The organism is Devosia sp. GW821-FHT12F11 (genome assembly GCF_058806655.1).
The window spans coordinates 262,536-280,404 of the sequence record NZ_JBXAPX010000001.1; the positions used below are offsets into that span (position 1 = coordinate 262,536).

Here is a 17,869-nt window from a genome sequence, read left to right on the forward strand (position 1 = left end):
TCCACCCCACCACCGGCGTCATTCCCGCGTAGGCGGGAACCCAGTGCGATCTCTCCGCTTCACCGGCTTTGGAAGCATCCAACTAGGTTCCCGCCTGCGCGGGAATGACGCCGGTGAAGTCACGCTCACCCCCGCCACTGGCAATTTCGCGTCAGTTCCGCCATATACAGCCTCAACTGAGACCCAGCAGGTCACGCCCATGTCCACCGCCCCATTTCTCAAGATGAACGGGCTCGGCAACGAGATCATCGTCGCCGACATGCGCGGCCGTGCCGATCGCATCACCCCGGCCGCCGCAGTCGCCATCAATGCCGACCCGGCCACCAGGTACGATCAGATCATGGCCATCCATGATCCACGCACCCCCGGCACCGCCCATTACATCGAAATCATCAACTCCGATGGCTCGCTGGCCCAGGCCTGTGGCAACGGCATGCGCTGCGTCGTCCAGGCGCTGAGCGCCGAGACGGGAGAGAAGCACTTCGTCTTCGAAACCCTCGCCGGCATTCTCACCGGCGACGAGCATCCGGATGGCTCGATCACCGTCGATATGGGCAAGCCGCGTTTCGGCTGGGAAGAGATTCCGCTGGCCGAGGAGTTCTACGACACCACCGGCATCGAGCTGCAGATCGGGCCGATCGACGCGCCGATCCTCCACACCCCGTCGGTCGCCTCGATGGGCAACCCGCACGCCACCTTCTGGGTCGAGGACGATGTCGGCAACTACGCCCTCGATCGCTTCGGCCCGCTGCTCGAGAACCATCCGATCTTCCCCGAGCGCGCCAATATCTCGATCGCCCAGGTCGTGGCGCCCGATCACATCATCCTCAGGACCTGGGAACGCGGCGCCGGCCTGACCCGGGCCTGCGGCACCGCCGCCTGCGCCGCGCTGGTCAATGGCGCCCGCACCCATCGCACCGGTCGCAAGGCCACGGTGACCCTCCCCGGCGGCGATCTCGTCATCGAATGGCGCGCCGACGACCACGTGCTGCTCACCGGCCCGGCCGAGTTCGAATTCTCCGGCAGCTTCGAGCCCTTTACCGGCACCTGGCAGCGCGACCAGGACTCCAGCCAGATTTCGACCGTTCAGGTCTCGGCCTGATGTCGATCGAAACGCTGACCTTCGGCTGCCGCCTCAACGCCTATGAAGGCGAAGTCATGAAGGCCGAGGCGGAAAAGGCCGGGCTCGACAACACCATCATCATCAATACCTGCGCCGTCACCTCCGAAGCGGTGCGGCAGGCCAAGCAAGCCATCCGCAAGGCCAAGCGCGACAACCCCGAGCGCCGCATCATCGTCACCGGCTGCGCCGCCCAGACCGAGGCCCGCAGCTTCGGCGACATGGCCGAGGTCGACCTGGTCATCGGCAATGCCGACAAGCTGAAGGCGGAAAGCTATGCCCCCATAGCATTCGGCTTGCCGCTCAACGACAAGGTGCAGGTCAACGACATCATGAGCGTGCGCGAAACCGCCGCGCACCTGATCGAGGGCATGGATGGCCGGGCCCGCGCCTTTGTCCAGGTGCAGAACGGCTGCGATCATCGCTGCACCTTCTGCATCATTCCGTTTGGCCGCGGGCCTTCCCGGTCGGTGCCGATGGGGCTCGTCGTCGAGCAGATCAAGAAGCTGGTCGGCAACGGTTATCGCGAGGTCGTGCTCACCGGCGTCGATATCACCTCTTACGGTCCCGACCTGCCGGGCAGCCCGACACTGGGCAAGCTCACCCAGCAGATCCTCCGGCACGTCCCCGATCTGCCGCGGCTGCGCATCTCCTCGATCGACTCGATCGAGGCCGACCCGGCTTTCTATGACGCCATAGCGTCCGACCGCCGGCTGATGCCGCATCTGCACCTGAGCCTGCAGTCGGGTGACGACATGATTTTGAAGCGCATGAAGCGCCGCCACTCGCGCAGCGAAGCGCTCGAGGTGGTGGCAAAACTCCGCTCGCTCCGCCCCGATATCGTCTTCGGCGCCGACATCATCGCCGGCTTCCCCACCGAGACCGACGCGATGTTCGAGAACTCGCTGAGCTTCGTCACCGAGGCCGAACTCACCTACCTGCACGTCTTCCCCTATAGCCCGCGTCCCGGCACCCCCGCCGCGCGCATGCCGCAGGTCGATGGACGCATCGCCAGGGAGCGCGCCGCCCGCCTCCGCGCCGTCGGTGAAACCCAGTATGAGAAGCTGGCCCTGTCGCGCATCGGCATGGTCGAGAACGTGCTGATCGAAAAGGACGGCATCGGCCGGCAGGAACAGTTCGTCACCTGTTCATTACCGGGTCATCTGCCCGGAGAAATCGTGCCCGCCCGTATTACCCATTTCGCCAATGGCAACCTCGTCGGCGAAGCATTGAGGTCCGCAGCCTGATGGCCGAACAAAAGAAAAAAGGCTTCTTCCAGCGCCTGTTCGGTGGCGGCGACAAGCCAGCTCCGCCCCCGCCGCCGGAGCACAGCGTTGCCGAGGACCTCGAAGCCGACATCGTCCTCGACGAGGTTGTCGACGCCGCGCCCCTGGTGCTGCCACCGGACCAGGAAATCGCCCTGGAAGAGGCAATGCACGATGCCGGCCTGCTGATCACGCCCGAGGCGCCGCCGGCACCATCGGAGCCGCCGGCTGAGCCCGAGCCGTCCGTCGAGGACGAGCTGGTCGCCGACATCATTCTCGACGACGTCGTCGAGGCCGCGCCGCTCGTCCTGCCGCCCGACCAGGAGATCGCCCTCGAAGAGGCGATGCACGAGGCGGGCGAACTGGTCACCCCCGAGGCGCCACCTGCCCCGCCAGAGCCGGCTGCCGAGCCCGAGCCATCCGTCGAAGATGAACTGGTCGCCGACATCATCCTCGACGATATCGTCGAGGCCGCGCCGCTGGTGCTGCCGCCCGACCAGGAGATCGCGCTCGAGGAAGCGCTGCACGAGGCCGGCCAGACCATCGAAGGTCCGCCGGCCGATACCGGCTCCGAGCCGCCCGCCGGCCCGCCTGAGGCAACCCCTGCCTATATCGAAGAGATCGAGGAGCAGCAGGCGCCCGAGCCCGCGCCGGTTCTGCCCGTTCCGAGCCCGGCCCCGGCCGCTGCCGCTGCCGGCGAACCGCCGAAGAAGCAGAACTGGCTGCAGCGCCTCGCCTCCGGGCTGAAGCGCTCGTCCGACCAGCTCACTGGGTCGATCGCCGCCGTCTTCACCAAGAAGAAGCTCGATCAGGCGATGCTCGATGACCTCGAGGATATCCTGATCCAGTCCGATTTCGGCGTCGACATGGCGACCGACGTCACCGAGGCGCTGCGCCGCGACCGCTTCGATCGCGACATCTCCTCGGACGAAGTCCGCGACGTCCTGGCCACCGAGATCGTCAAGGTGCTGGAACCGGTGGCCCAGCCGCTGGTCATCGATGCCGGCGCCAAACCCTATGTGATCCTGATGGTCGGAGTGAACGGCACCGGCAAGACCACCACCATCGGCAAGCTCGCCAGCCTCTACGGCGCGCAAGGCAAGAAGGTGATGCTCGCCGCCGGCGATACCTTCCGTGCCGCCGCTATCGAGCAGTTGCAGGTCTGGGGCGACCGCACCGGCGCCCCGGTGGTGACCAAGCCCGCCGGCTCCGACGCCTCCGGTCTCGCATACGAGGCAGTGGAGCGCGCCAAGGCCGAGGGCGCCGACATCCTGATCATCGATACCGCCGGGCGGCTGCAGAACCGCGACGAGCTGATGAGCGAGCTCGAAAAGATCATCCGCGTCATCAAGAAGGTCGAACCGTCGGCGCCGCACGCCACGCTCCTCACCCTCGATGCGACCACCGGCCAGAATGCCCTTAATCAGGTCGAAATCTTCGGCAAACGTGCCGGCGTCACCGGCCTGGTGATGACCAAGCTCGATGGCACGGCGCGCGGTGGCATTCTCGTCGCCATCGCTCGCAAGTTCGCCCTGCCCGTGCACTTCATCGGCGTCGGCGAGGGCGTCGATAATCTAGAGGCGTTCGCTGCGCGCGACTTCGCCGCCGCGATCGCAAGGACCGCAGAATGACCGAAGAGACCAAGGAAGACGAAGTGAACTGGGCGGAGCTGCGTCCGCAGCTGATCCGCATCGGCCTCGAGATCGGCCCGCTGCTGATCTTCTTCCTCTGCACCACGTTCGGTGAGAGCTGGCTCGACGCCAGCCCGGCGCTGCGCTCGATGTTTGCCAGCCCGATCATCTTCGCCACTGCGCCGTTCATGGTCGCCATGGTGATCTCGCTCGGCATTTCGTGGCTGGTGTTCAAGCGCGTCGCGGTGATGCCGTTGGTGACGCTGATCGTCGTCCTGATCTTCGGCACGCTGACCCTGCTGCTGCAGGATTCGATCTTCATCAAGATCAAGCCGACCATCGTCAACACGCTGTTCGGCGCGACCCTGCTCGGCGGGCTGGTGTTCGGCCAGTCGCTGCTGAAATACGTGTTCGGCGAAGTCTACCACCTGCAGCCCAAGGGCTGGCAGGTGATGACCATGCGCTGGGGGCTGTTTTTCTTCCTGTTGGCGATCCTCAACGAAGTCGCCTGGCGCGGCTCGGGCCTGTTCTTCACCGACCCGGCTGCCGCGGACAAGTTCTATGCCGGCTTCAAGCTCTGGGCGGTAATGCCGATCACCATCGTCTTTTCGATGATGCAACTGCCGCTCCTCACCAAATATGCCGCCGACCCCAAGCAACCCATCGAGGTCATCCCCCCGATGGACCCGCTTCCCTGATCTCTCCCGCCTGAGAGCAAGCAAGGCCCCCTCACCCGCCGCTACGCGGCGACCTCTCCCCCAAGGGAGAGGTGGCGTGGAGGCACGATCTCGCCGCACCGTCACCTCTCCCTCGGGGGGAGAGGTCGGCCGAAGGCCGGGTGAGGGGGCCTTCGGCCCTCGCGCAAGTCTAGTGCTTGATCAGCTGGTCCTTGCTGACGTTCAGCGTCATGCCTTCGCCTGATACCGAGGCGATCTGCTCCGGCATCACATAGCGATCCGCGGCGAACAGCCCGTCGGCATCGATCCTCACGAACCCCTGATGCACCAGCCGGTCGCGCACCTCCTCGGGCACATTGTCGGCGGTGAAGGCCCGCGCCAGCACGTCGATCAGCGTATCATCGTCCCGCCGGCCGGAGGGTCCGCTCGCCTCCACTTCCACCGTATCGGGATCATCGTCGCCGAACTGCACCCAATCGACCTTGCCGATCTCATGGTGCTCGCGGTCGAACACTCGCATACCTTGCTCGACAAAACGCAGGCTGGAACTGGTTTGCATGGTCTGTCTCCTCTTTCACGCCGCCTGGGCGGGCAGGAGGAGAATGGGAGTAGGTCGGCGGAGGTTCCCTGCCTCAGCCGTTGGTTCAGCCAGCTTTGGCCTTCTCGATCGCCGGGATCAGTTCCTTTTCCAGCGATTCCGGCGAGATCGGCCCGACATGCTTGAAGGTGATCACCCCCGCCGCATTGACGACGAAGGTTTCCGGCACGCCATAGACACCCCAGTCGATCGACACCCGGTTGTCGGCATCGCCGCCGATCCGCTGGTAGGGGTTGCCCAGTTCGGTGAGGAACGCCACGGCGTTTTCCGGCGCATCCTTCTGGTTGATGCCGAAGATCCGCACCCCGGTCTCGGCCTTGAGCCGCTCGAGCAGCGGATGCTCCTCGCGGCACGGAATGCACCAGCTGGCGAACACGTTGACCACTGTCACCTCGCCCTCGAGCGAGGCCGTGTCGAATCCGTCGACCCCGGTGCCGGCCACCGCCGGCAAGGTAAAGGCCGGCGCCGGCTTGTTGATCAGCACCGAGCGCACCAGGCTGGGGTCGCGATCCATGTTCAGCGCGAACACCGCGACCAGCCCGACCAGCAGCAGCAGCGGCAGCACCGCGAGAACAATGCGCTTCAAGAGTTCGATCCCGCCGAACGCCGCCGGATGCCGGCCTTGTCGAGTTCACTGAGCCGCTGCTTCACCCGCCGCGCGTCCCACGCCACATAGGTGCAGAGCGCCAGCGTCAGCACCGCGACGCCGGCATAGGCCCAGACGATGAATTCGAGATGTGCCCCTTCGGCGATCACTTGGCGGCTCCCTGCAGGGCAGCCTGCCGGCTCAGCGTCTCGGCGCGGCGGCGCAAAATCTCGGTCCGCATCCGCACCACCTGCAGCAGCGCGAACAGCAGCGTGAAGGCCAGCATCATCACCAGCAGCGGCGTCAGGATGGAGCCCGGCATCTTCGGCCCCGACGCGGTGAAGACGCTCGCCGGCTGGTGCAGGGTGTTCCACCAATCGACCGAGAACTTGATCACCGGGATGTTCAGCGCCCCGACCAACGTGACGATGGCGATGATCCGCCCGGCCTTCAACTGGTCGTCGAACGCCCGCCATAGCGCGATGATACCGAGATAGATCAAGAGCAGCACCAGCGTCGAGGTCATCCGCCCGTCCCACTCCCAGAACGTGCCCCAGGTCGGCCGACCCCACAGCGCGCCGGTATAGAGCGCCAATGCGGTAAACACTGCACCAAGGGGGGCGGCGGCCTTGTTGGCGACATCGGCCAGGGGATGCCGCCACACCAGGGTGCCAAGCGCCGATACCGCCATCACCCCATAGACCAGCTGGCTCAGCCAGGCGTTGGGCACATGCACATACATGACGCGCACCATGTCGCCCATCTGGTAGTCCTCGGGCGAATTGAAGAACGCCAGCCAGAGCCCGACGGCAAAGCTCAGCCCAGTGGCGAGCGCGAGCGGCCAGACCAGGTAGCGCGACCAGGCGAGAAACTGCCCCGGATGCGCCAGGCGGCTGAACCAGTTGGGTTGTTTGACGGTATCGACGGACATGGCGTTCGCTCTATTCCCCGGCCACGCGCAAGGCAAGCGCAGCCGCGAAGGGTGAGAAGGCCGTCACCACGAGGCTCAAGGCAATGAGGAACAATGTCGCGCCACCACCGGCAAGCGGGTCCATCATCCCCACCCCGAAGATCATCACCGGGATGGAGAGCGGCAGGATCAGCACCGGCGCGATCAGCCCGCCGCGCCTCAGCCCCACGGTCACCGCGGCGCCGAGCGCGCCAAAGCTCACCAGCGCCGGCGTGCCGATCAGTAGCGCCAGCACCGTCTGCCCCCATTGCGCCCACGACATCGACAGCAGCAGCGCCAGCACTGGCGTTGCCAAGAGCAGCGGCAGGGCGGTCACCAGCCAATGCGCGATCACTTTTGCGGCAACCACCGCTTCGAGCGGCAGGCCGGCGTGCCGCAGCAGGGTCAGCGAACCGTCCTCGTCGTCGTTGCGGAACAGCCGGTCGAGCCCGAGCAGCATGGAGAGGAACGCCGCGATCCACACGATCCCCGGCGCCAGCCGGGTCAGCTGCGGCCGGTCCGGCCCGATGGCAAACGGCACGATCACCGCCACCATGACGAAGAACAGCACCAACGTCAGCGCCTCGCCGCCGGCCCGGAACGCCAACCTGAGGTCGCGCCCGATCAAGGCCCGGAAGGCGCTCATGCCGCGCCTCCGAGGATCAGCGTCTCGACGCCGGCTTTGTCGGCCAGGGACAGATCGTGGTGCGTTGCGATCACTGCGATGCCGCCCCGCTGCCGATGCGCATCGATCAGCCGGCCCAGCAGCGCCTCGCCTTCGGCATCGAGCGCCGCGCTCGGCTCGTCCAGCAGCCAGATCGGCCGCGGGCTGACCAGGAGCCGCGCCAGCGCCAGGCGCCTCAGCTGCCCTGACGACAGGTACCCCGCCTCCAGCACGCCGAGCCCACCGATGCCCACTGCATCGAGCGCCGCCTCCACCGATTGACCGCTCGCCCCGTTCATCGCCTGCCAGAATTTCAGGTTCTCGCTGACCGTCAGCCGCCCCTTGAGTCCGCTCTGATAGTTGAGCAGATGCAGTTCGGTCCGCTCGGCGCCGGCAATCGTCCCGCCATCCGGCCGCACGATTCCGGCCAGCGCCAGGAGCAGCGTCGACTTGCCCACCCCGTTCGGTCCGCGCAGCAGCAGCACCCCGCCGGGCCGGAGTTCGAACTGCAGATCGGCGAACAGCAACCGCTCGCCGCGCCGCACGATGAGGCCGTTGACGCTCAGCTGCGGTTGAAAGGCCTCGGAAACGGGCATCGGCTGGTTCATGGCCGCCATGCCTAATGAACCCAAGTCACCACTGGCAAGCGTCATGTAGTTTCTCTATAAGCCAGCCGTAGATTGGAATGCTTCCAGTCAGCGACCTCTGCCCCCGGTCTCCCGGGCCTTTACGGTCCGGCGTCAGGACCGGGCGGCGCCTTGCAACACCAGCGCGTGAAGGCGACACCCGTGACCTCGAAATCCCTCGACAGCTTCAAGTCCAGAACCACGATCACAGTCGGGGACAAGACCTACAGCTACTTCTCCATTCCGCTGGCGGAAAAGAACGGTCTGAAGGGTGTCTCGCAGCTGCCGCACTCGATGAAGGTGGTGCTGGAGAACCTGCTCCGCTTCGAGGACGGCGTTACCGTCACCCGCGCCGATATCGAGGCCGTCGCCGACTGGCTGCGCACCCGCATCTCCGAGCACGAGATCTCCTACCGCCCGGCCCGCGTGCTGATGCAGGATTTCACCGGCGTCCCCGCCGTGGTCGATCTCGCCGCCATGCGCGACGCCACCGCCAAGCTCGGCGCCGATCCGCAGAAGATCAACCCGCTGGTGCCGGTCGACCTGGTCATCGACCACTCGGTGATGGTCGACTCGTTCGGCACCCCATTGAGCTTCCTGCAGAACGTCGACCTCGAATACGAGCGTAACGGCGAGCGCTACGAATTCCTGCGCTGGGGCCAGAAAGCCTTCGACAACTTCCGCGTCGTGCCGCCCGGCACCGGCATCTGCCACCAGGTGAACCTCGAATACCTGGCCCAGACCGTCTGGACCCGTAAGGACGAGACCTCGGGCGAGCTTTACGCCTACCCCGATACCCTGGTCGGCACCGACAGCCACACCACCATGGTCAACGGCCTCGCCGTGCTCGGCTGGGGCGTCGGCGGCATCGAGGCCGAAGCCGCCATGCTCGGCCAGCCCATCACCATGCTGATCCCCGAAGTCATCGGCTTCAAGCTGACCGGCAAGATCAACGAAGGCATCACCGCCACCGACCTGGTGCTCACCGTCACCGAGATGCTGCGCAAGAAGGGCGTGGTCGGCAAGTTCGTCGAGTTCTACGGCCCGGGTCTCGATTATCTGTCGCTTGAAGACCAGGCGACCATCGCCAACATGGCCCCCGAGTACGGCGCCACCTGCGGCTTCTTCCCGGTCGATTCCGACACCCTGACCTACCTCGAGACTTCTGGCCGCGATGCCGACCGCGTCGCGCTGGTGAAGGCCTATTCCGAGGCCCAGGGCATGTACCGCACCACCGAGAGCCCCGACCCGCTGTTCACCGACACGCTGTCGCTCGACCTCACCACGGTCGTTCCCTCGCTCTCCGGCCCCAAGCGCCCGCAAGACCGCGTCTCGCTGGTCGATGCTGCGCCGAAGTTTGCCGAGGCGATGAAGGATCTGGCCGGTGGCCGCAAGGAGCGCACCGCGCTACCCGAGTCGAAGGGCGAGAGCCGCTTCGTCGATGAAGGCGCCACCGGCGTCGACGACATCCCCGAAGAGGCGACGCTGCCGGTGCGCGGCGAGACGTACGGCCTCAATGACGGCCATGTGGTGATCGCCGCCATCACCTCGTGCACCAACACCTCGAACCCGAACGTGCTGATCGCCGCCGGCCTTGTCGCCCGCAAGGCGCGCGCCAAGGGCCTGACGTCGAAGCCGTGGGTCAAGACCTCGCTGGCCCCCGGCTCGCAGGTGGTGACCGACTATCTCAACGCCGCCGGCCTCTCGGCCGATCTCGACGCGCTCGGCTTCAACCTCGTCGGCTATGGCTGCACCACCTGTATCGGCAATTCCGGCCCGCTGCCGGAAGCCATCTCGGAGTGCATCAACGCCAACGACCTGGTGGCGGCGTCGGTGCTCTCGGGCAACCGCAACTTCGAAGGCCGCGTGAACCCCGACGTGCGCGCCAACTACCTGGCCTCGCCGCCGCTGGTGGTCGCCTATGCCATCGCCGGTTCGATGAACAAGAACCTTGCGACCGAGCCGCTCGGCACCGGTTCGGACGGCAAGCCGGTCTACCTCAAGGACATCTGGCCGACCAACAAGGAGATCGCCGACATCGTTCGCACGGTGATCACGCCCAAGATGTTCCTCGGCCGCTACTCCGACGTGTTCAAGGGCGACGAGAACTGGCAGGCCATCGCCGTCGACGGCGGCGAGACCTATCGCTGGAACTCCAGCTCCACCTATGTGCAGAACCCCCCGTATTTCGAGGGGCTGACCATGGAGCCGGCGCCGGTCACCGATATCCACGAAGCGCGTGTCCTGAGCCTCTTCCTCGACTCGATCACCACCGACCACATCTCGCCCGCCGGTTCGTTCAAGGCCGGCACCCCGGCCGGCAAGTACCTGGTCGAACGGCAGGTGGCGCCCAAGGATTTCAACTCCTACGGCGCCCGTCGCGGCAACCACGAAGTGATGATGCGCGGCACCTTCGCCAATATCCGCATCAAGAACCAGATGGTGCCGGGCGTCGAAGGCGGCTTCACCAAGGGCCCGACCGGCGAAGTCATGCCGATGTACGATGCCGCCATGGCCTACCAGAAGTCGAACACCCCGCTGGTGATCTTCGCCGGCAAGGAATACGGCACCGGTTCGTCGCGTGACTGGGCCGCCAAGGGCACCCGCCTGCTCGGCGTCCGCGCCGTCATCGCCCAGAGCTTCGAGCGCATCCACCGCTCCAACCTCATTGGCATGGGTGTGTTGCCGCTGCAGTTCGCCGAGGGTCAGAGCTGGCAGACCCTGCATCTCGACGGCACCGAGACCGTCTCGATCGAGGGCCTCACCACGCTGACCCCGCGCTCCACCGTCAAGGTGAAGATCGTCCGCGCCGACGGCCGCATCGAGGAAGTCTCGACCCGCTGCCGCATCGATACGGTCAACGAACTCGAGTACTACCAGCACGGCGGCATCCTGCACTACGTGCTGCGCAACCTCGTCGCGGCTTAAACAGACCGCGCAGTCGGCGACCCTCTCCCGTTTACGGGGGAGGGGGGACCAGCCGACAGGCTGGTGGGAGGGGGGTGCCGCAAACACCGGCCTCCGCCAAGTCCGCCCACCAACAGTGCGTGTGGCTCCCCCCTCCCCCGCCAGCGGGAGAGGGCCGCCGACTGCGCCTCCCCGCCCCCTTTTCCCCATCACGCCAAGTCGCGCCGATTTGACTCGCGCGGGACAACCCGCCTGCCTACAAACGTCGCCATGCTTTCTCGTTCGATCCTTTGCGGCGTCTCCCTTTCGCTTGCCCTGATCTCCACAGCCCTCGCCGGGGAGATCAAGCTTGCGCCCAAGGCCGTGCTCGAGCTGTTCACTTCGCAGGGCTGCAAGTCCTGTCCGAAGGCCGATGCCATGCTCGATGAAATGGGCAGACGCCCCGACGTCGTCGCGCTGGCCTACCATGTCGACTACTGGGACTATATCGGCTGGGAAGACACTTTCGGCACCAAGGAGAACTCCGACCGGCAGCGCGATTACGCCGAAAGCTGGGGCTCCTCACGCATCTTCACGCCGCAGCTGGTGGTCAACGGCAAGGGCGGCCTCGTCGGCTCCAAGCGTGACGCGGTGAACGGGGCGCTTGGCGGCGCCAGCCTGCCGCTCGATGTCCAGCTCAGCGAGGCCTCGGACGATATGCTGCAGGTTTCGGTGCCCGCCAAGGCAGGTCAGCCTGATGCGATGATCTGGCTCGTCACCTTCCTCGATCGCGCCGATGTCACCATTGAGCGCGGCGAAAACGAGGGCAAGCAGGTCGCCTACACGCAGATCGTCACCGGTCGCCAGGTGCTGGGAATGTGGAAAGCCGATGCCGGCGCCGAACTCACCCTGCCGCTCTCCGAGGTGCTGACCGGTCGCTCCAACGGCGCCGTCATCCTCATTCAGCAGGATCACGACGGGCTGCCCGGCCCGATCGTCGGCGCCGCCAGCTTCACCCGCTAAAGCGCGCCGGCGTCCTCCCCGCGCAGGCGCTATGTTGCGATCCTGCCAACCCACCGGCTGTCATCCCTGCGAAAGCAGGGACCCATCCATCCAGTTGCGCTGCGGCGAGTTGGGTCCCTGCTTTCGCAGGGATGACACCGAGTTTGGGGCGCTGCCCGGTGGCCAGTCGCCGACAGGGCGGAATCTGAGCCAGTCAGGGCAGCGGCACTCGCCGCCATAACAAAACTCCCGCCAGCTTGCGCAGGCGGGAGGAGAATGACTGTGCATGTAAGAGGCGGCCGGCAAACGAGCATCGTGGTTTGGGGGCTCGGTCAGCCCGCTTGCCGGCCACTGGAGGCAATGGAGATAAGGTGCCGAGTCAATCTGGCGTCAACGGGGAGGGATTGTGACCGAAATAGGGATTTTGCATTAACCCCTGCGGCGAATGCCTGGTCGCCCCGGTCCACTTGTTCCAATGCATCCGACCGGCTTGCCAAGCGTTGCGAATGACGCGATCATGACAGCAAGGTGACGAGGCCGATCAATGGTGGACGAACCCGAGCAGTCTGGATCAGGGCTTCTCATCGATTTCGCGGCAGCCGCGAGCCCTGGTCCCGCCGATCTTCAGCCGGCCAATCATAACCGCTTCGTGCCCGCGGTCACCTTCGACCGCAAGGAACTCCAGACCATACTCAATCTCTATGGCCGCAAGGTCGTCGACGGCGAGTGGCGCGACTATGCGCTCGACTTCCTTCGCGACCGCGCCCTGTTCTCGATCTACAAGCGCGCCTCCGAGCGGCCGCTCTACGTGGTCGAGAAGAACCCCAGGCTGCGCCTGAAGCAGGGCCAGTACATGGTGCTGAGCCAGGATGGCCGCATCCTGAAGCGCGGCCACGACCTCACGACCGTGCTCCGCGTCCTGGAACTCGCACTGGTCAAATGATCACCGTCCGCCCGGCCAAGCCGGCGGATGCCGCAGCGATGAGCGCCGTGCTGACCGCCTCGATCCGCGATCTCTGCAGCGCCGACCACCGCGACGATGCCGAAATCCTCGCCGGGTGGCTGCGCAACAAGACGCCCGAGATGGTGCTGAAAATGCTCGAACGCCCCGGCGCCCGGTTCCTCGTCGCCGAGCGCGACGGCGAGATCGCCGCCGTCGGCTGCCTGAACGGTCCCGCCGAGATCGGCCTCAACTACGTCGCCCCGGCCCACCGCTTCCATGGCGTCAGCAAAGCCCTGCTCGCCGCGCTCGAGGAGCGCATCCGCCAGTCCGGCGCCAGCGTTGCAAGGCTCACCAGTACCGGCACCGCCCACCGCTTCTATCTCGCCAATGGCTGGGAAGATGCCGGCCCCGCCGAAGCCGACCGCGGCATGCTGTGCTACCCGATGGAGAAGCGGCTGTAGAGGCGGCCAAGTGAGAAACCAACGACGACGAGGACCGAACAGGCGCCGGCTCGGCGGCAGGCCTCAATGCGTCTCAGAGGTCGATGACGGCTCGCGTGATGGCCTCTGCGACGATGAGATCCGCCGTTTCGTCGGGCGTCAGATCGCCCGAGTCCAACCACCATCCGTCACCGCCGATCTCCCTACGCATGTTGGCGGCGGTATGGGAGAAGTCGTAGCTCACCCGCTGACGCTCCGGGCGGGTCGCGTTGCGGTATTGAGCGACTTCGAGCGGCGGCGCGAGAACCACGAGCATAAGTGGGCGCACCGTCAGTCGTTTGACCAGGAACTCCAACTCCTCACGCACCTCGAGGACCGTGTCGATAACCGGCGTGAAGCCCGCCTCCGCGAAATTGTTCGCCACCGAGCATGCGTTGATCATGCGCAGTTGCAACTGCCTCTTGCCTTCGGGGCCGGGGTTCCAGTTACCGCGCTCATCGAGATTGTTGACCCGGCCATTGACCATGAGTTGCGCCATGACGTCTCCGTCAATGCGGGCCGACCGCTCCAGTCGTTCGGCCACGAGCTGCGACACGGTGGTCTTTCCGGCACCAGGTGTCCCGGTGATGATGAGGCATCCATTCATAAAGATATTCCTGCAGCCCCCAGACCGAGGCCTCACAGCGCCTTTTGCAGGTGCACGATATCCAGCCAGCGGTCGAACTTATACCCCACCGCCTCGTAGCGCCCGACATGGCGGAAGCCGGCTTTCTCGTGCAGCCGCACCGAGTTGGCGCGTTCCGCCGTGATCACCGCGATCATCTGCTTGAACCCGGCGGCGCGGCTCTGCGCCATCAGCTCGTCCAGCAGCCGCCCGCCGATCCCCTGCCCGACCGCATCCTGCCGCAAATAGATCGAATCCTCGCAGGTGAAGCGATAGGCCGCGCGCGGCCGGTAGAACGAGGCATAGGCATAGCCCAGCACCTCGCCGGCCCGTTCGGCGACGATCAGCGGATGGCCCAGCGCCTTGAGCTTGCCGAAGCGCTCCGCCATCTCCGTCTCTGAGGGCACTTCGGTCTCGAAGGTGATCACCGTCTCCTCGACATAGGGCCGGTAAATCGCCGCGATGGCGGGTACGTCGGACCAGGCAAAGGGGCGGAAGATGACGTCGGACATCAGGAGCTCGCGGAAAACGAAGGGGCCGCGATCTTGATAGATCGCGGCCCCCGAAACTTCCAATCAGACTTGCTGATTCCTTCTATCAGTCACGCTTTCGAACCAGAAAAGTCTCACAACTTTTCCTGAAAGCGCCCGGCGATTATTCCCGGTTACCGAACAGGCGGAGCAGCATCAGGAACAGGTTGATGAAGTCCAGGTAGAGCGAGAGAGCACCCATCACCGCGGACTTGTGCAGCACCTCGGAGCCGAGGCCCTCGTCGTAGCTCTCCTTGACCTTCTGCGTGTCGTAGGCGGTCAGGCCCACGAAGATCAGCACGCCGATCGCCGAGATGGCGAAGTCGAGCATGCTCGAGGCGAGGAAGATGTTGACGATCGAGGCGATGATCAGGCCGATCAGGCCCATGATCAGGAAGTTGCCGATGCTCGTGAGATCACGCTTGGTGGTGTAGCCGTAGAGGCTCATCGCACCGAACGTGGCCGCCGAGATGAAGAACACCTTGGCGATCGAGGCGTCGGTATAGACCATGAAGATCGACGAGAGGCTCAGGCCCATCACGGCCGCGAACACCCAGAACAGCAGCTGCGCTGTAGCGCCCGAGAGCTTGTTGATGCCGAAGCTCAGCACCAGCACGAAGGCCAGCGGCGCGAACGCGATCACCCACATCAGCGGCGAGTCATAAATCAGCGCGCCCCACTGGGTGACCAGCGTGCCATTGGCCAGCTGGCCCACCGCCTGTGTGGGGTCGGTGGTCGTGGACCAGGCGTTGGCGAAGTAGGCGACGACACCCGTCACCACCAGGCCAATGCCCATATAGTTGTAGACCTTCAGCATATAGCTGCGCAGGCCCTCATCGATGGCCGCGGCGGTTCCGGCCCGCTGAGCGGCGATAGTCGGACGGTCGAATTCAGCCATGACGAATAAATCCCTTTCCTGGCGACGTGACGGGCGCTCCTCCGAGCCTCTGCCGTCGATCACACAATATGAGGGCACACCCCGGACAATACAAGACTTCGGGATCTCACCTTAACGTTCCCTAATGTCGCAGTTCTTCAACGGTTTATCCAAGGCTCTTCGCCTCACGAGGCAGGCGCCCGGCCGTCGCACGCCAGCTGTCTTGCAGCAGCCATCCTGCGTCGCTACGTTTCGGGTGTAGATGAGCGCGAATCACCCGGGCTCACCGCGGCAAAGGGAGGGTCGAATGCCCAGGCTCTTTACCGGAATCGAGGTCCCACCGGAGGTGGGGCTCGCCCTCTCGCTCAAGCGAGGCGGCCTGTTCGGCGCCCGCTGGATCGACACCGAGAACTATCACATTACCTTGCGCTTTATCGGCGACGTCGATCACCATGTGGCGAGCGAAGTCACCGACATGCTCGACCGCCTGGCCGACAGCGAGGCCTTCACCATCAAGCTCGATCACCTCGGCTCGTTCGGCGGCAACACCCCGCGCGCCCTGTTCGCCGGCTGCTCGTCCAATGCCGCGCTGCTCCGCCTGCAGGCCGCGCAGGAGCGCGTTCTGCAGCGCTGCGGTCTCGCGCCGGAAGGGCGGAAGTTCGTGCCGCACGTGGCGCTGGCGCGGCTGCGCGGCGTCTCCGCCGAGGAGGTGGCGCGCTTCATCGCCTTCTCCGGCCGCTTCAACCCGCTGGAGTTCAAGGTCGGCCGCTTCGTGCTGTTCTCCTCGCGGGATTCGGTGGGCGGCGGCCCGTACCTGGTCGAGCAGAGCTACCCGTTGGCCGCGTGACGCGCCGGGCCGGTGTTAACGCTTCCTTCACCATGCGGGCCCAAACAGGATTTTCGGCGGTTTGGCACGTCAAATTGCCGACACGATTGCCGCTAAGGTCGCCACTAACTCAAAATGCGCGGCCGGTTTGAGACCTTGGTAACCATACCGTGGCACCATGCTCGGGTGCTGGTTGCGCAACTTCAAGGATGTTAGGGCGATGACATCATCTCGTTTGGCACTGGCTGCTCTGGTTGCCGGAAGTGTCTGCTTCGCACTGGCGGCTGCGCCTGCCGGCGCACAGGAAATCAAGCAGCTGGGCACCTTCAAGGCGTGGACCGCCTGGACCGGCGCCGATGCCAATGGCGCCATGTGCTATATCTCGGCCCAGCCGGAAGACTGGAGCCCCAAGGAAGTGAACGGCAGCCCGGTGCGGCGCAGCCCGATCCACTTCCTGGTGATCAACCGCAAGGGCCTCGGGACCAAGAACGAAGTGCAGACGCAGGTCGGCTACCCGTTCCACCCCACCAATGCCAACGTCACCGCTACCGTCGACGGCAAGACCTTCCCGATGGTCACCGAAGGCGAGGCCGCCTGGCTCGCCGTCGAGGCCGACGAGGCGACCTTCGTCGAAGCGCTGAAGGCGGGCACCAAGCTCACCGTCAACGGCACCTCGCAGAAGGGCAACAAGATGTCGGACAGCTACAGCCTGTCGGGCGTCACTGCCGCGCTCGGCGAGATCAGCAAGGCCTGCACCTGACATCGGAGTGCTTTGAGGAAAGGTTATGAGACTTTTCCGGTTCGAAAGCGCGACAACGAAAACGTGGAGCATTTCGACGTTTGTGGGAAAGCGGTGAAAAGCTCCAGCCTTGACACTTGGGCGTGAACTTCACGCCTTCACGAACGTTCGGCGATTGATGCCATCAGGCTTTGCCTGCTACCAAACCGCCGAACTCCTCGAGGTCCCGCCTATGAAATTCCGCGCTTTTGCTGTCATCGCCACGGTGCTCGTCCCCGCCTTGTCGGGCGCGGCCATGGCGCAGTCGGTGAAGCTGCTCGGCGAGTTTCGCGATTGGACCGCCTACACCGCCACCGAGTCGACCGGCCCGGTCTGCTTCGCGCTGAGCAAGCCCACCGAGGTCTCGCCCAGCCCGGACGAATTCACCGAGGCGTGGCTCTACCTGACCAACCGTCCGTCCGAGAGCGTCCGCAACGAACTGAACCTCGTCGCCGGCTTCATGTTTGCGCCCGACACCCCGGCCACCGCCACGGTCAGCGGCCAGACCTTCGAGCTGTTCACCGACAAGGATGCCGCCTGGCTGCTCGACCCCAACCAGAACGACAACCTCGCGGGCGCGCTGCGCGCCGGCTCCTCGGTGGTCATCGAGGGCACCAGCGACAAGGGCATCCGCATCGTCGAGACCTTCTCGCTGTCGGGCGCCACCGCCGCCAGCCGCGCCATCGAAGGCTGCACCGGCTGATCGATCGGCCCGAACAGCATCGCCCCCACCCGCCGGCCCCCACCTCCTCCTTGATGGGGGAGGCAGGCGCAGCTTGGGAGGGGGTGGGGCCACAGTCACTGCGC

General features: G+C 65.4%; 20 protein-coding genes. 11 read left to right on the forward strand and 9 right to left on the reverse strand.

Annotated elements, in window-relative coordinates:
* Nucleotides 1-199: 199 nt before the first annotated feature.
* Genes dapF through AC1ROK_RS01335 form a run of 4 tightly spaced genes read left to right on the forward strand, consistent with a single transcriptional unit; the run spans nucleotide 200 to nucleotide 4,714 of the window.
* Nucleotides 200-1,102: a diaminopimelate epimerase gene (gene dapF / locus AC1ROK_RS01320; RefSeq protein WP_492843067.1), complete on the forward strand. Its 903-nt coding sequence runs from the start codon at nucleotides 200-202 to the stop codon at nucleotides 1,100-1,102.
* Complete coding sequence (gene mtaB, locus AC1ROK_RS01325; protein ID WP_492843069.1) at nucleotides 1,102-2,367, forward strand: tRNA (N(6)-L-threonylcarbamoyladenosine(37)-C(2))-methylthiotransferase MtaB; 1,266 nt, start codon at nucleotides 1,102-1,104, stop codon at nucleotides 2,365-2,367. The genes dapF and mtaB overlap by 1 nt, the downstream gene beginning before the upstream one ends.
* Nucleotides 2,367-4,016 carry a signal recognition particle-docking protein FtsY gene (gene ftsY / locus AC1ROK_RS01330; protein WP_492843071.1) on the forward strand — a complete coding sequence of 550 codons (1,650 nt, stop codon included), beginning with the start codon at nucleotides 2,367-2,369 and terminating at the stop codon, nucleotides 4,014-4,016. The genes mtaB and ftsY overlap by 1 nt, the downstream gene beginning before the upstream one ends.
* Nucleotides 4,013-4,714 carry a septation protein A gene (locus tag AC1ROK_RS01335; protein ID WP_492843073.1) on the forward strand — a complete coding sequence of 234 codons (702 nt, stop codon included), beginning with the start codon at nucleotides 4,013-4,015 and terminating at the stop codon, nucleotides 4,712-4,714. Before ftsY ends, AC1ROK_RS01335 begins: the two co-directional genes overlap by 4 nt.
* 169 nt (nucleotides 4,715-4,883) lie before the next feature.
* On the opposite strand, the gene AC1ROK_RS01340 is transcribed toward AC1ROK_RS01335, so the two are convergent.
* The 6 genes from AC1ROK_RS01340 to ccmA form a co-directional block, all read right to left on the reverse strand.
* Nucleotides 4,884-5,252, reverse strand: a complete 369-nt coding sequence (locus AC1ROK_RS01340; protein WP_492843075.1) for a hypothetical protein — start codon at nucleotides 5,250-5,252, stop codon at nucleotides 4,884-4,886.
* 85 nt (nucleotides 5,253-5,337) lie between these two features.
* Complete coding sequence (locus AC1ROK_RS01345; RefSeq protein WP_492843077.1) at nucleotides 5,338-5,877, reverse strand: DsbE family thiol:disulfide interchange protein; 540 nt, start codon at nucleotides 5,875-5,877, stop codon at nucleotides 5,338-5,340.
* The gene (locus AC1ROK_RS01350) at nucleotides 5,874-6,047 is read right to left on the reverse strand and encodes a heme exporter protein CcmD (protein WP_492843079.1); all 174 of its coding nucleotides are present in this window, start codon (nucleotides 6,045-6,047) and stop codon (nucleotides 5,874-5,876) included. Before AC1ROK_RS01350 ends, AC1ROK_RS01345 begins: the two co-directional genes overlap by 4 nt.
* Entirely contained in the window at nucleotides 6,044-6,808 is a 765-nt protein-coding gene (locus tag AC1ROK_RS01355) for a heme ABC transporter permease (protein WP_492843081.1), read from the reverse strand. Before AC1ROK_RS01355 ends, AC1ROK_RS01350 begins: the two co-directional genes overlap by 4 nt.
* 10 nt (nucleotides 6,809-6,818) lie before the next feature.
* Nucleotides 6,819-7,472, reverse strand: a complete 654-nt coding sequence (ccmB, locus tag AC1ROK_RS01360) for a heme exporter protein CcmB (protein WP_492843083.1) — start codon at nucleotides 7,470-7,472, stop codon at nucleotides 6,819-6,821.
* Nucleotides 7,469-8,086 (reverse strand): heme ABC exporter ATP-binding protein CcmA, encoded by a 618-nt coding sequence (gene ccmA, locus AC1ROK_RS01365; RefSeq protein ID WP_492843085.1) that lies wholly within the window; start codon nucleotides 8,084-8,086, stop codon nucleotides 7,469-7,471. Before ccmA ends, ccmB begins: the two co-directional genes overlap by 4 nt.
* Before the next feature lie 192 nt (nucleotides 8,087-8,278).
* On the opposite strand from ccmA, the gene acnA reads away from it, so the two are divergent.
* From acnA to AC1ROK_RS01385, 4 genes are all read left to right on the forward strand, one after another.
* Nucleotides 8,279-11,044, forward strand: coding sequence for an aconitate hydratase AcnA (acnA, locus tag AC1ROK_RS01370; protein WP_492843087.1), 2,766 nt, complete (start codon nucleotides 8,279-8,281; stop codon nucleotides 11,042-11,044).
* Between the two features lie 249 nt (nucleotides 11,045-11,293).
* The gene (locus AC1ROK_RS01375) at nucleotides 11,294-12,025 is read left to right on the forward strand and encodes a DUF1223 domain-containing protein (RefSeq protein WP_492843089.1); all 732 of its coding nucleotides are present in this window, start codon (nucleotides 11,294-11,296) and stop codon (nucleotides 12,023-12,025) included.
* A gap of 523 nt (nucleotides 12,026-12,548) precedes the next feature.
* Nucleotides 12,549-12,947: a DUF2794 domain-containing protein gene (locus AC1ROK_RS01380; RefSeq protein WP_492843091.1), complete on the forward strand. Its 399-nt coding sequence runs from the start codon at nucleotides 12,549-12,551 to the stop codon at nucleotides 12,945-12,947.
* The gene (locus AC1ROK_RS01385) at nucleotides 12,944-13,408 is read left to right on the forward strand and encodes a GNAT family N-acetyltransferase (RefSeq protein ID WP_492843093.1); all 465 of its coding nucleotides are present in this window, start codon (nucleotides 12,944-12,946) and stop codon (nucleotides 13,406-13,408) included. Before AC1ROK_RS01380 ends, AC1ROK_RS01385 begins: the two co-directional genes overlap by 4 nt.
* Nucleotides 13,409-13,481: 73 nt before the next feature.
* On the opposite strand, the gene AC1ROK_RS01390 is transcribed toward AC1ROK_RS01385, so the two are convergent.
* The 3 genes from AC1ROK_RS01390 to AC1ROK_RS01400 form a co-directional block, all read right to left on the reverse strand.
* A complete protein-coding gene (locus AC1ROK_RS01390; RefSeq protein ID WP_492843095.1) occupies nucleotides 13,482-14,033 on the reverse strand; it encodes an AAA family ATPase in 552 nt (183 codons plus the stop codon).
* A gap of 32 nt (nucleotides 14,034-14,065) precedes the next feature.
* Nucleotides 14,066-14,563 carry a GNAT family N-acetyltransferase gene (locus AC1ROK_RS01395; RefSeq protein WP_492843097.1) on the reverse strand — a complete coding sequence of 166 codons (498 nt, stop codon included), beginning with the start codon at nucleotides 14,561-14,563 and terminating at the stop codon, nucleotides 14,066-14,068.
* A gap of 142 nt (nucleotides 14,564-14,705) precedes the next feature.
* Entirely contained in the window at nucleotides 14,706-15,479 is a 774-nt protein-coding gene (locus tag AC1ROK_RS01400; RefSeq protein WP_492843099.1) for a Bax inhibitor-1/YccA family protein, read from the reverse strand.
* Nucleotides 15,480-15,765: 286 nt separating this feature from the next.
* Here AC1ROK_RS01400 and thpR point away from each other — a divergent pair, with 286 nt between their 5' ends.
* The 3 genes from thpR (at nucleotide 15,766) to AC1ROK_RS01415 (ending at nucleotide 17,765) form a co-directional block, all read left to right on the forward strand.
* Entirely contained in the window at nucleotides 15,766-16,305 is a 540-nt protein-coding gene (thpR, locus tag AC1ROK_RS01405; RefSeq protein ID WP_492843101.1) for an RNA 2',3'-cyclic phosphodiesterase, read from the forward strand.
* 199 nt (nucleotides 16,306-16,504) lie between these two features.
* Nucleotides 16,505-17,044 (forward strand): invasion associated locus B family protein, encoded by a 540-nt coding sequence (locus tag AC1ROK_RS01410; protein WP_492843103.1) that lies wholly within the window; start codon nucleotides 16,505-16,507, stop codon nucleotides 17,042-17,044.
* A 211-nt stretch (nucleotides 17,045-17,255) separates the two neighbouring features.
* Entirely contained in the window at nucleotides 17,256-17,765 is a 510-nt protein-coding gene (locus AC1ROK_RS01415; protein ID WP_492843105.1) for an invasion associated locus B family protein, read from the forward strand.
* Nucleotides 17,766-17,869: the final 104 nt, after the last annotated feature.

Excerpts from the sequence above, each read along its gene's own strand:
- ftsY (WP_492843071.1), top strand. The coding sequence starts at position 2,367 with ATGGCCGAACAAAAGAAAAAAGGCTTCTTCCAGCGCCTGTTCGGTGGC.
- AC1ROK_RS01340 (WP_492843075.1), bottom strand. The coding sequence starts at position 5,252 with ATGCAAACCAGTTCCAGCCTGCGTTTTGTCGAGCAAGGTATGCGAGTG.
- AC1ROK_RS01335 (WP_492843073.1), top strand. The coding sequence starts at position 4,013 with ATGACCGAAGAGACCAAGGAAGACGAAGTGAACTGGGCGGAGCTGCGT.
- AC1ROK_RS01400 (WP_492843099.1), bottom strand. The coding sequence starts at position 15,479 with ATGGCTGAATTCGACCGTCCGACTATCGCCGCTCAGCGGGCCGGAACC.
- AC1ROK_RS01355 (WP_492843081.1), bottom strand. The coding sequence starts at position 6,808 with ATGTCCGTCGATACCGTCAAACAACCCAACTGGTTCAGCCGCCTGGCG.
- mtaB (WP_492843069.1), top strand. The coding sequence starts at position 1,102 with ATGTCGATCGAAACGCTGACCTTCGGCTGCCGCCTCAACGCCTATGAA.
- AC1ROK_RS01375 (WP_492843089.1), top strand. The coding sequence starts at position 11,294 with ATGCTTTCTCGTTCGATCCTTTGCGGCGTCTCCCTTTCGCTTGCCCTG.
- AC1ROK_RS01380 (WP_492843091.1), top strand. The coding sequence starts at position 12,549 with ATGGTGGACGAACCCGAGCAGTCTGGATCAGGGCTTCTCATCGATTTC.
- AC1ROK_RS01390 (WP_492843095.1), bottom strand. The coding sequence starts at position 14,033 with ATGAATGGATGCCTCATCATCACCGGGACACCTGGTGCCGGAAAGACC.
- AC1ROK_RS01385 (WP_492843093.1), top strand. The coding sequence starts at position 12,944 with ATGATCACCGTCCGCCCGGCCAAGCCGGCGGATGCCGCAGCGATGAGC.
- AC1ROK_RS01415 (WP_492843105.1), top strand. The coding sequence starts at position 17,256 with ATGAAATTCCGCGCTTTTGCTGTCATCGCCACGGTGCTCGTCCCCGCC.
- AC1ROK_RS01395 (WP_492843097.1), bottom strand. The coding sequence starts at position 14,563 with ATGTCCGACGTCATCTTCCGCCCCTTTGCCTGGTCCGACGTACCCGCC.
- AC1ROK_RS01410 (WP_492843103.1), top strand. The coding sequence starts at position 16,505 with ATGACATCATCTCGTTTGGCACTGGCTGCTCTGGTTGCCGGAAGTGTC.
- ccmB (WP_492843083.1), bottom strand. The coding sequence starts at position 7,472 with ATGAGCGCCTTCCGGGCCTTGATCGGGCGCGACCTCAGGTTGGCGTTC.
- ccmA (WP_492843085.1), bottom strand. The coding sequence starts at position 8,086 with ATGCCCGTTTCCGAGGCCTTTCAACCGCAGCTGAGCGTCAACGGCCTC.
- thpR (WP_492843101.1), top strand. The coding sequence starts at position 15,766 with ATGCCCAGGCTCTTTACCGGAATCGAGGTCCCACCGGAGGTGGGGCTC.
- dapF (WP_492843067.1), top strand. The coding sequence starts at position 200 with ATGTCCACCGCCCCATTTCTCAAGATGAACGGGCTCGGCAACGAGATC.